Origin of the sequence: Nocardioides sp., from assembly GCF_016462705.1 — a bacterium.
Classification (GTDB): domain Bacteria; phylum Actinomycetota; class Actinomycetes; order Propionibacteriales; family Nocardioidaceae; genus Nocardioides.
Map to the genome: position 1 here is coordinate 1 of NZ_JAEMSS010000132.1, position 9,768 is coordinate 9,768.

Consider the following 9,768-nt stretch of genomic DNA (forward strand, 5'->3'; position numbering starts at 1 on the left):
CCGCTCCTACAACTGCCTCAAGCGCGAGGGCATCCACACCGTGGGTGAGCTCATCAGCCGCTCGGAGCAGGACCTGCTCGACATCCGCAACTTCGGCGCGAAGTCGATCGACGAGGTCAAGGCCAAGCTGGTCGAGATGGGCCTGTCCCTCAAGGACAGCGCCCCCGGCTTCGACCCGCACGCGGCCCTGGCGGCGTACGGCGACGACGACGACGACGCCTTCGTCGAGGACGAGCAGTACTGAGCGAAGCTCCACTTCCCGTAGCAGCAGCATCTACTCGAGTACCTGATACGGCTCGGGAGAAACGAGAGAAGCAATGCCCACTCCCAAGAAGGGCCCCCGCCTCGGCGGCAGCCCGGCCCACCAGCGGCTGATCCTGTCGAACCTCGCCACGGCGCTGTTCGAGCACGGCCGGATCACCACCACCGAGACCCGGGCCCGCACGCTGCGCCCGGTCGCGGAGAAGCTGATCACCAAGGCCAAGAAGGCCGAGCTCGGCACCGTCGAGAGCCTGCACCACCGCCGCGAGGTCCTGAAGACCATCCGCGACAAGTCGGTCGTGCACACCCTCTTCACCGAGATCGGCCCGAGCTTCGCCGACCGGCCGGGCGGCTACACCCGGATCACCAAGCTCGGTCCGCGCAAGGGCGACAACGCCCCCATGGCGGTCATCGAGCTGGTGACGGAGGCCTACGACCCGAAGCCGGCCCGCAGCAAGGCCAAGAAGGCCGAGGAGCCCAAGGCGGCCGCCCCGGCCGAGGAGACCGAGGTCGAGGAGACCGAGGTCGTCGACGAGACGCCCGAGGCCGTGGACGGCCCCACCGAGCTGACCGAGGAGGCGTCGCCCGAGGAGAGCGTCGTCGCCGAGAAGCAGCCGGTCGAGGACGAGGCGCCCGCTGCGGACGCCGCCGAGGAGTCTGCGGACGCCGAGGACGACAGCAAGGCCTGATCACACCGCTTCACCGACGACCCGCCCGGGATCACCGGGCGGGTCGTCGTGGTGATAGGCGGGAGAGCAGGTCCGCGGCGTCCAGGCTGCGTGGAGGAGCACCCCGGCGCACGACGTCGTGGACCGTGTCGAGGAGCAGCTCGTTGACCGGGGTCGCGATCCCGTGGAGCCGGCCCTGCAGGACGATCTCACCGCTGAGGTGGTCGACCTCGGTCCCGTCGGCGCCGCGGCTCAGGCTCTGCCAGGTCGAGCCGCCCCGCGGCGGCTGTCCGGTCGGCCGCGGCTGCAGCACGTCGCCGCGGCGCGCCTCGTCCTGCTCCGCGTCGACCACCGGGATGCCGGCAGCACGCAGGGTCTCCTCGCCCTCCGCCCGGGCCCGCTCCACGAGCTCGTCCGCAGCGGCGCCCGGCGCGCAGGTCGCGTCGACCGCGTTGCCGAGGTTCATCAACAGCTTCCGGTGCTTCCACGCCATGATGTCCGGCCGCACCTGCGAGCCGAACCCCGCCGTCCTCAGGTCGGCGGCCACCGCGGCGCAGAGCTCGTCCGTGCCTCCCGGGACCCGGCCCAGGTCGAGCATCCCCGGCACCGGGTGGCACTTCTGGACGACGACCCCCGGGACGAGGTGGGTGGCCGGGAGCATCACCAGCACGCCGTAGGTCCGGGCGAAGCGGCGGAGCACCTCCGGCTCGTTCGCGACGCCGTTCTGGGCGGTGAGCACCGGTGTGGCCGGCGGGGCGTGGCGGACCAGGTCCGCGAGGACGTGGGGCGTGTGCTGCGACTTCACGGCCAGCACGACCACCGTGTCCTCGGTCCAGTCGACGTCGGCGCCGGTGTCAGTCGCGGGTGCGTCGACGGTGTACGTCGCCTCGTACGTGTCCAGCGTCAGCCCGTGCGCCCTGATCGCGGCGAGGTGGTCACCACGCGCCACGAGGGTGACGGGGTGCCCGGTGCGGCGCAGGTGGCCGGCGATCACGCCGCCGACGGCCCCGACGCCGTAGACGACGTACCTCATCAGCGGTTCACATCTGGGTGGGGCGGTTGCCCCGCACGATCATCCACGCCAGGACCGCGGTCCCCGACAGCAGGAGCACCAGGCCGATCGCACTGACGACCGTCTCCTCGAAGTAGAGGCCGATCGCGACCAGCGCGGCACCGGCGACGAAGTCGCCGGCGGCCATCCACCGGAACAGCGTGGTGAGCTGCTGGGGGTTCATCGAGCCTGAGGTGGCCGGATCGGTCATGCCCGGATCATGCCACCGTCGGGTGCCAGACTGCCGCCATGGAGCGGGACGTGCTGGTGGTGGGGGAGTCCCTGGTCGACGTCGTGGCCACGACCAGCGGGGTGCCGCACGAGTACGCCGGCGGCAGCGCGGCCAACGTGGCGGTCGCCCTCTCCCGGCTGGGGCGGCCGGTGCGGCTCGCGACCAGCTTCGCGGCGGACCGGCGTGGGGACATGATCCGGGACCACCTCGCATCCGCCGGCGTGGAGCTGGCCTGCGACCCCGGCGCCGTCGAGCGGACCTCCACCGCGCTGGCGACCATCGGCAGCACCGGGGCCGCGACCTACCGCTTCGACATCGACTGGCGGCTCAACCCCGTCCCCGAGGACCCCGCGCCGCTGGTGGCGCACACCTGCTCGCTGGGGGCGGTGCTGGCCCCCGGGGCCGAGGACGTCGTGGCCCTGCTCGCCCGGCTCCGCGACCGGGCCACCATCACCTACGACGTCAACGCCCGCCCCGCGGTGACCGGCACCGGCCCGGACGTCGTCGCCCGCGTCGAGCGGATGGTCGACGTGGCCGACCTGGTCAAGGCCAGCGACGAGGACCTCGAGGCGTTCTACCCCGGACGCCCCCTCGCCGAGGCGGCGGCGGCCCTGCTGGCCCGCGGCCCGGCGGCGGTGGTCGTGACTCGAGGGGCGGACGGCGCCCTGTGGCTCGACCGTCAGGGCGCGGTCGAGGTCGAGTCCCGACCAGTGACGGTGGCCGACACGATCGGGGCCGGCGACACGTTCGGTGCCGCGCTCGTCGACGCGCTCTGGGAGCGCGGCCGGCTCGGCGCCGAGCATCGGGAGGCACTCGGGTCGCTCGACCGGGCCGAGGTCGTCCAGGTGCTCGAGCACGCGGCCCGGGCCGCCGCGGTGACCGTGTCGCGGCCCGGGGCCGACCCGCCGTGGCGGCGCGAGCTCACCTGACCACCGGTCAGCCGACCGAGAGCTCCTCGGGTGCCGGCGTCAGCCACGCGTGCACGAGCGGGACGACCGATGCGCCCTCGCCGCTCGCCGCGGCGACCCGCTTCATCGAGCCGGCGCGGACGTCGCCCGCCGCGAAGATGCCCGGGATCGTGGTGGCGAGGTTGGCGGGCGGCACGCCGTCGACCCACTTGTCGCGCGGTACGTCCCGGCCGGTGAGGATGAACTGCCGCTCGTCGCGGGCGAGCCCGCTCGGGAGGAAGTCGCACCGGGGCTCGGCTCCCAGCAGCAGGAACAGACCGCGGGCCTGCTTGCGCGTCGTCTCCCCGGTGTTGAGGTCCTCGAGCATGAGCCACTCCAGGGAGCCGTCGCCCCCGCCGTCGACCACGCGCGTGCACGGGAGGACCTCGATCCGCTCCTGGTAGCCGATCTCCTGGATCAGGTAGTCGGACATGGTCTCCTCGAGACCGCGGCGGCGGACCACGATCGTCACTGACTGCGCGAACCGGCACAGGTGCAGGGCCGCCTGGCCGGCCGAGTTGCCCCCGCCGACCACGACGACGTCGTACCCCTCCATCTCGCGCCCGGCGGTCATCGCGGCGCCGTAGTTGACTCCGTTGCCGACCAGCTCCTCCAGGGCGGGCACGCCGAGCTTGCGGTACGCCACGCCGCAGGAGACGAGGACCGAGCGGGCCCGGACCTCGTCGTCCTCGCAGTGCAGCACGTGCGGCTGCCCGTCCGTGCCCGGCTCGAGCCCGGTGACCTCCCACCCGGTGAGGAACTGGGTGCCGAAGCGGATCGCCTGGTTGCGGGCCCGCAGGCCGAGCCGCATGCCGGAGATGCCGCGTGGGAAGCCGAGGTAGTTGCGGATCATCGAGCTGGTGCCGGCCTGACCGCCGATCGCCTCGGACTCCAGCACGCGGACGCTGAGTCCCTCGGAGGCGGCGTAGACCGCGGCCGCGAGCCCGGCCGGCCCGGCACCGATGATGGCGAGGTCGACGACCTCGTCGGCGGCCTCCACGGTGCGCGGGTAGATCGACCGGGCGACGTCGCGCACCGAGGTCGCCTCGATCGCGCCGCGAGCGGGCGACCAGACCACGGGCCAGCGGGGCTGGTCCGTCCCCAGCTCCGCGTGCAGCGTCGGCAGGAAGTCGGCGAGGTGCGGGTCGGTGGGGTCGTAGAGGTTGTTCTGCATGCCCATCCGGTCGAGGAAGTCCCGGATGGCCATGGTCAGGCCGTCGTGGTGGGGTGAGATGACCTTGGCGCTGACCACCTCCGGGTGCGGCACCGTCGAGGTCCAGTCCGACAGCAGCTCGGTGATCGCGTTGTGGAACTCCTCGTCCCGGTTGCCGCGGGGCATCAGCAGGTAGGCGTCGAACTTGCCGCGGGCCAGACCGGGGCGGAGCCGGTCGGCGTCGGTCAGGAAGTAGTCCCAGTGCGGGGTGATGACGCGGCGAGCGCTGGGGACGGCGAGGCGGAACCGGTGCACCGCCTCGAACATCCCGGGGTGGTCCTCGGTGTCGGGGACGTCGGGCAGCCGGGAGTCGCTGACGAAGAGGGCGACCTGACCGCCCCCGTGGACGATCTCGAGGGCCAGCTTCTCCGCGTCGGCGCAGGTCCGGGCGGAGCGCAGGTCGTAGTCGTAGCCGTAGCGGCGGTAGAACACCTCGAGCAGCGTGTCCACGTGGTGCTCCGAGACCAGGATGATGGCGGGGTTCGGCACCCTTCCAGCCTATTCGGGTGGGCAATCCCCGGCCCCGGCGTACGACGGCGGGCTGGAAGGATGCCCCTGTGCGGATCCGACTTCACGTCGCCTACGACGGTGGCGACTTCAGGGGCTGGGCCGCGCAGCCGGGACTGCGGACGGTCGAGGGGGAGCTGTCGACCGCACTGGCCACGGTGCTCCGGGTGCCGTCGGTCGACCTCACCTGCGCCGGACGCACCGACGCCGGGGTGCACGCGCGCGGCCAGGTGGTCCACGTCGACCTCGCGGCGCTCCCCGAGGGGACCGACCAGCTCGTCCGCCGCGTGAACGGCGTGCTCGCCACCGACCTACGCGTCCTGCGCGCGGCCGAGGCGCCGCCCGGCTTCGACGCCCGGTTCTCGGCGCTCTGGCGACGGTACGTCTACCGCGTGGTGGACGACGTCGCGTCCGTCGACCCGCTGGCCCGAGGTCACGTCCTGGTCTGGCCGCGCCCGCTCGACGTCGCGGCGCTGGACGAGGCGTCGCGCGCGCTGCGCGGGCTCCACGACTTCGCGTCGTTCTGCCGTCGGCGCGAGGGGGCGACCACGATCCGCACCCTCCTCGACCTGGGATGGACCCGCCGGCCCGACGGCGTGGTCGAGGCCGGGGTGCGGGCGGACGCGTTCTGCCACAGCATGGTCCGCTCGCTGGTCGGCTGCCTGCTGGCCGTGGGGGAGGGGCGGCGCCCGGTCGACTGGCCGGCGCAGGTGCTCGTGGCGGGGAGGCGGGACCCTGCGGTCACCGTGGCTCCCGCGCTGGGCCTGACGCTCGAGGAGGTGGGCTACCCCGCCGACGACGAGCTGGCCACCCGCGCGGAGACGACGAGGGCCCGGCGTGCCTGACCACTACTTCACCGCGGACCCGTCGGTGCCCTTCCAGCGTGAGCCGCTCCAGGTCTCGGTGTGGGGGCACGACCTGCGGCTGGTGAGTGGCTCGGGGGTGTTCTCGCGGGGCCGGCTCGACCCGGGCACGGCGGTCCTGTTCCGGGAGACCGCACCGCCGTCGGGCGGCCGGGTCCTCGACCTCGGCTGCGGCTACGGGGTGATCGGGCTGGCCGTCGCGGCCGCCGCGCCGGACGCCGTCGTGGCCGGTGTCGACGTCAACGAGCGGGCGGTCCTGCTCGCCAACGAGAACGCCGCCTCGCTGGGCCTGGCCGACCGGTTCCGGGCGTCCACGCCGGAGGCGGTCGATCCCGAGGCGACGTACGACGAGATCTGGTCGAACCCGCCGATCCGGGTCGGCAAGGCCGCCCTGCACGACCTGCTGCTCGCCTGGCTGCCACGGCTGGCCCCGGGGGGCCGCGCGGTCATGGTCGTCGGCAAGAACCTCGGGGCCGACTCGCTCCAGCGCTGGTTGGGTGAGCAGGGCTGGCCGACCGAGCGGCTGGCGAGCGCGAAGGGCTTCCGGGTGCTGGAGACGCGCCGGCCCTAGCGCCCCGGAGCTCAGTGGTTCCGCAGGGCGTCGACGAGCTGCTTCTTGTTCATCGACGAGCGGCCGTCGACGTCGAGCTCGCGGGCCCGCTTGCGGAGCTCGTCGACGGTCCAGTCGTCGTACGAGCCGGACTCGCCGCCCTTCTTGCCCACCTTGGAGCGGGAGGAGTTGGCGGCGGCGTTGGAGATGCGGGCCGCCTTCTCCTTGCTGGCCCCCTGGTCGCGCAGGGCTTCGTACATCTCGTCGTCGCCGATGCTGGCGCCGTGGTTCTTCCGTGCTGGCATACCGGATCGGTACCCGGCTACGAGACGGCGATGCCCTCGCGTTCGAGGTAGCGCTCGGCAGAACGCGACGCGGGATGGATGACGACGGCGGCGACGAGGACGATGGCCGCGATGACCAGCCAGCCCTGGGCGCCCCACTCCATCGCGAGGAACGTGTAGGCCGCGGGCGCCCAGACCGAGCCCAGGGTGAACCCGAGCTGGGAGACGCCCTGGTACTCGCCGCGGCGGGCCGGGTCGGACAGCTCGGCCTGGAGGCCCCACTCGCCGGCGGAGGAGAAGAGCTCGGCGCCGGTCACGGTCACGTGCCCGACCCAGACGAGGGCGATGGTGACCCAGCCGACGGTGTCGTGGGTGACCAGGACGATGCCGCAGGACAGCACGAAGAAGAACGCCCCGCGTCGTTGCGCGCGCAGGGAGTCCGCGACGGACACCACCCCGCGGGCGGCGGCGACCTGGAGCGCCACCGCCATCACGGTGTTGGTCCCGAACAGCCAGGCGAGGAGCACCCGCGGGGCGTCGGTCTCCTCGACCAGCCACAGCGGGATCACGACGTTGAGCAGGACCTGGTGCGTGGCCAGCACGCCGCCACACACGGACATGAGCAGGTAGCCGCGGTTCCTGAGCGCGCTCTCCCGGCCCTCGTGGTCGACGAGCGCCTCGAGGGCGGACTCGTGCTCCGCGTGCACGGTGGTGCGCGGCAGCCGGGAGACCAGCGTCGCGTTGAGCAGCAGGAGGCCGGCCGTGATGACCGGCACGAGCCGGATCACCCCGTCGTCGTTGGTCGCCAGGGCGACGCCGGCCAGCAGCGCGCCGAGGGTGTACCCGACGTTGCGGGCGGCCCGGAAGTAGGCGCTGGAGGAGACCCGCTCCTCGCGCGGGAAGACGTCGAAGCGGTAGGCGTTGCGGGCCGCCCGGCTGGTGGTGCTGACCAGCTCGAGGGCGATCATCATCGCGATGAACGTCGCCATCCCGCCGACCGCCAGCCAGACGAGGTAGAGCGCGGCCTCCATCGCCGAGCAGGCCGCCCAGACCCGCTTGGCGCCGTACCGGTCACTGAGCTTGCCGAGAGGCACGGCGAGGCCGAAGGTGACGACGCCGGCGACGGTCAGGCCGAGGCCGACCTGGGCGGCGGAGAGACCGACGATCTGGGTGAAGAACACGGCGCTTCCGGTGAGGAAGACCCCGTCGCCGAACGCCGACAGCACCGACTGGCTGGAGAGCCGTCGGACCAGCGGCGTCGGCCCGGCGAGGCGGGCGACGCGCGCTGGCAGGTATCTCGACATCAAGAGAACCCTAGGCCAGGGCGGGGATCAGGTGAAAGCGGATATCCCGGTCTCGGCGCGCCCGATGAGCAGCTTCTGGATCTGGCTGGTGCCCTCGTAGAGCGTCATCACCCGGGCGTCGCGGAGGTACTTGGACGCGGGGTACTCGTCGACGTACCCGGCGCCGCCGTGGACCTGGATGGCCAGGTTCGCGGCGCGGACCGCTGCCTCGGAGGCGAACAGCTTGGCCTTCGAGGCCTCGGTGCGGAACGGCAGGCCGCGGTCGACCAGGTCGGCGCAGCGCCACACGAGCAGCCGCGCGGCGTCCGCGTCCACGGACATGTCGGCGATCATGTCCTGCACCAGCTGGAAGCCCGCGATGGGCCGCCCGAACTGGGTGCGCTCCTGGGCGAACGCGACGGACGCCTCCAGGCAGCCCTGGACGATCCCGACGCAGCTGGCGCCGATGCCGAGCCGGCCCTTGTCGAGCGAGGTCATCGCGATGGTGAAGCCCTGACCCTCCTCGCCGAGCAGCGCGGACGAGGGGACCCGGACGTCGGTGAGGAAGAGCTCGGCGGTCGCCTGGCCGCGCAGCCCGAGCTTGCCCTTGATCTCCCGTGCCTCGAAGCCGTCGGTCGCCGTGGGCACGAGGAACGCCGAGATGCCTTTGGGGCCGTCGCCGCCGGTGCGGGCGAAGACCAGCGCGAGCTCGGCCCAGGTGCCGTTGGTGATGAAGAGCTTCTGCCCGTTGATGACCCAGTCGTCGCCCTGGCGCACGGCGCGGGACGTCAGGTTGCCCGCGTCGGAACCGACGTCCGGCTCGGTCAGGCCGAAGCAGCCGAGCGCCTCCGCGCTGGCGATCCGCGGGAGCCACTCCTGCTTCTGCTCCTCGGTGCCGAACCCGAGGATCGACTTGCCGACCAGCCCGTTGGAGACCGACACGATCCCGCGCAGCGAGGAGTCCGCGCGACCGAGCTCCTCCATGGCCAGGGCGTAGGTGACATAGTCGCCCCCGACCCCGCCGTACTCCTCCGGGATGGTGAGCCCGAAGAACCCGAGCTCGGCCATCTTCGGGAGGATCGCCAGGTCGACCGACTCGTCGCGGTCCCACTGAGCCCGGTGCGGCACCGCCTCGCGGTCCAGGAACTCCCGGGCCAGCGCGCGGAACGCCTGCTGCTCCTCGGTCAGCGAGAGGTCCATGTCAGCCTCGTCCCAGCTCGGCCAGGCCCGCGGCGACGATCAGGTCGAAGCCCTCGCCGATCCGGTCGAAGCCCTCGCCGACGGTCTGCCCCTGGAGGTAGCGGTAGTGGATGCCCTCGAGGATGACGGCGAGCTTGAAGTAGGCCAGCGCCATGTGGAAGCCCATGTCTCCCGGCTGCCGCCCGCTCGCCGCGGCGTACGCCGCCAGCTGGCCGGCGTTGTCGGGGTAGCCGTCCGCCGTGGCGACGTCGGACACCAGCTCGCCGGCGTCGGACCGGCCCAGGGTCTCGTAGACCAGCATCAGGGCCAGGTCGGTGCGGGTGTCGCCCAGGGTCGCCATCTCCCAGTCCACGACCGCGTGGATCCGGTCGTCCTCGCCGACCAGGCAGTTGTCGAGGCGGTAGTCGCCGTGCACGATACCGAGCACCGACGGGTCGCCGGCCACGGCAGGTGCCTGCTCGGTCAGCCGACGGTGCAGCTCCTCGGCGGCCGGCCGGTCCTGGGTCTTGGAACCCTCCAGCTGCTGACCCCAGCGGCGCACCTGACGTTCGAGGAAGCCGACCGGCCTGCCGAAGTCGGCCAGCCCGACCGACTCGGGGTCGACGGCGTGCAGCCGGGCCAGCACGTCCACCAGCTCACCGGTGATCGCGGCCGTGCGCGCGCGGCCGCGTGCCTCGACTGCGCGCCCGGCGCGGCACCGCCCGGCCCA

The 9,768-nt window shown here is 72.9% G+C and carries 12 protein-coding genes; 5 read left to right on the plus strand and 7 right to left on the minus strand.

Annotated features, from left to right (window positions below):
- On the plus strand, positions 1 to 244 hold a 244-nt coding region (locus JHD21_RS15655; RefSeq protein ID WP_292677089.1), incomplete at its 5' end, for a DNA-directed RNA polymerase subunit alpha C-terminal domain-containing protein.
- Between the two features lie 73 nt (positions 245 to 317).
- Entirely contained in the window at positions 318 to 950 is a 633-nt protein-coding gene (gene rplQ / locus JHD21_RS15660) for a 50S ribosomal protein L17 (RefSeq protein ID WP_292677091.1), read from the plus strand.
- A gap of 31 nt (positions 951 to 981) precedes the next feature.
- Here rplQ and JHD21_RS15665 read toward each other — a convergent pair whose 3' ends face one another.
- Together JHD21_RS15665 and JHD21_RS15670 are read right to left on the minus strand one after the other, a co-directional pair.
- On the minus strand, positions 982 to 1,962 hold the full coding sequence (locus JHD21_RS15665; RefSeq protein ID WP_292677093.1) for a 2-dehydropantoate 2-reductase N-terminal domain-containing protein: 981 nt from the start codon (positions 1,960 to 1,962) through the stop codon (positions 982 to 984).
- Between the two features lie 7 nt (positions 1,963 to 1,969).
- A complete protein-coding gene (locus JHD21_RS15670) occupies positions 1,970 to 2,191 on the minus strand; it encodes a hypothetical protein (protein ID WP_292677096.1) in 222 nt (73 codons plus the stop codon).
- Between the two features lie 38 nt (positions 2,192 to 2,229).
- Here JHD21_RS15670 and JHD21_RS15675 point away from each other — a divergent pair, with 38 nt between their 5' ends.
- On the plus strand, positions 2,230 to 3,141 hold the full coding sequence (locus JHD21_RS15675; RefSeq protein ID WP_292677098.1) for a carbohydrate kinase: 912 nt from the start codon (positions 2,230 to 2,232) through the stop codon (positions 3,139 to 3,141).
- A gap of 7 nt (positions 3,142 to 3,148) precedes the next feature.
- Here JHD21_RS15675 and JHD21_RS15680 read toward each other — a convergent pair whose 3' ends face one another.
- Positions 3,149 to 4,861, minus strand: coding sequence for an FAD-dependent oxidoreductase (locus JHD21_RS15680; RefSeq protein ID WP_292677100.1), 1,713 nt, complete (start codon positions 4,859 to 4,861; stop codon positions 3,149 to 3,151).
- A 68-nt stretch (positions 4,862 to 4,929) separates the two neighbouring features.
- Between JHD21_RS15680 and truA the strand changes: the two genes are divergently transcribed.
- Both truA and JHD21_RS15690 read left to right on the plus strand, forming a co-directional pair.
- The gene (gene truA / locus JHD21_RS15685; protein ID WP_292677102.1) at positions 4,930 to 5,724 is read left to right on the plus strand and encodes a tRNA pseudouridine(38-40) synthase TruA; all 795 of its coding nucleotides are present in this window, start codon (positions 4,930 to 4,932) and stop codon (positions 5,722 to 5,724) included.
- Complete coding sequence (locus JHD21_RS15690; RefSeq protein WP_292677104.1) at positions 5,717 to 6,313, plus strand: methyltransferase; 597 nt, start codon at positions 5,717 to 5,719, stop codon at positions 6,311 to 6,313. Before truA ends, JHD21_RS15690 begins: the two co-directional genes overlap by 8 nt.
- A gap of 11 nt (positions 6,314 to 6,324) precedes the next feature.
- Here JHD21_RS15690 and JHD21_RS15695 read toward each other — a convergent pair whose 3' ends face one another.
- From JHD21_RS15695 to JHD21_RS15710, 4 genes are all read right to left on the minus strand, one after another.
- Positions 6,325 to 6,597, minus strand: a complete 273-nt coding sequence (locus JHD21_RS15695) for a Rho termination factor (protein WP_292677106.1) — start codon at positions 6,595 to 6,597, stop codon at positions 6,325 to 6,327.
- 17 nt (positions 6,598 to 6,614) lie between these two features.
- On the minus strand, positions 6,615 to 7,880 hold the full coding sequence (locus tag JHD21_RS15700) for an MFS transporter (protein ID WP_292677108.1): 1,266 nt from the start codon (positions 7,878 to 7,880) through the stop codon (positions 6,615 to 6,617).
- A 27-nt stretch (positions 7,881 to 7,907) separates the two neighbouring features.
- Positions 7,908 to 9,059 (minus strand): acyl-CoA dehydrogenase family protein, encoded by a 1,152-nt coding sequence (locus JHD21_RS15705; RefSeq protein ID WP_292677110.1) that lies wholly within the window; start codon positions 9,057 to 9,059, stop codon positions 7,908 to 7,910.
- 1 nt (position 9,060) lies between these two features.
- Positions 9,061 to 9,768: phosphotransferase family protein (locus JHD21_RS15710; RefSeq protein ID WP_292677112.1), on the minus strand; the 708-nt coding region annotated here is incomplete at its 5' end.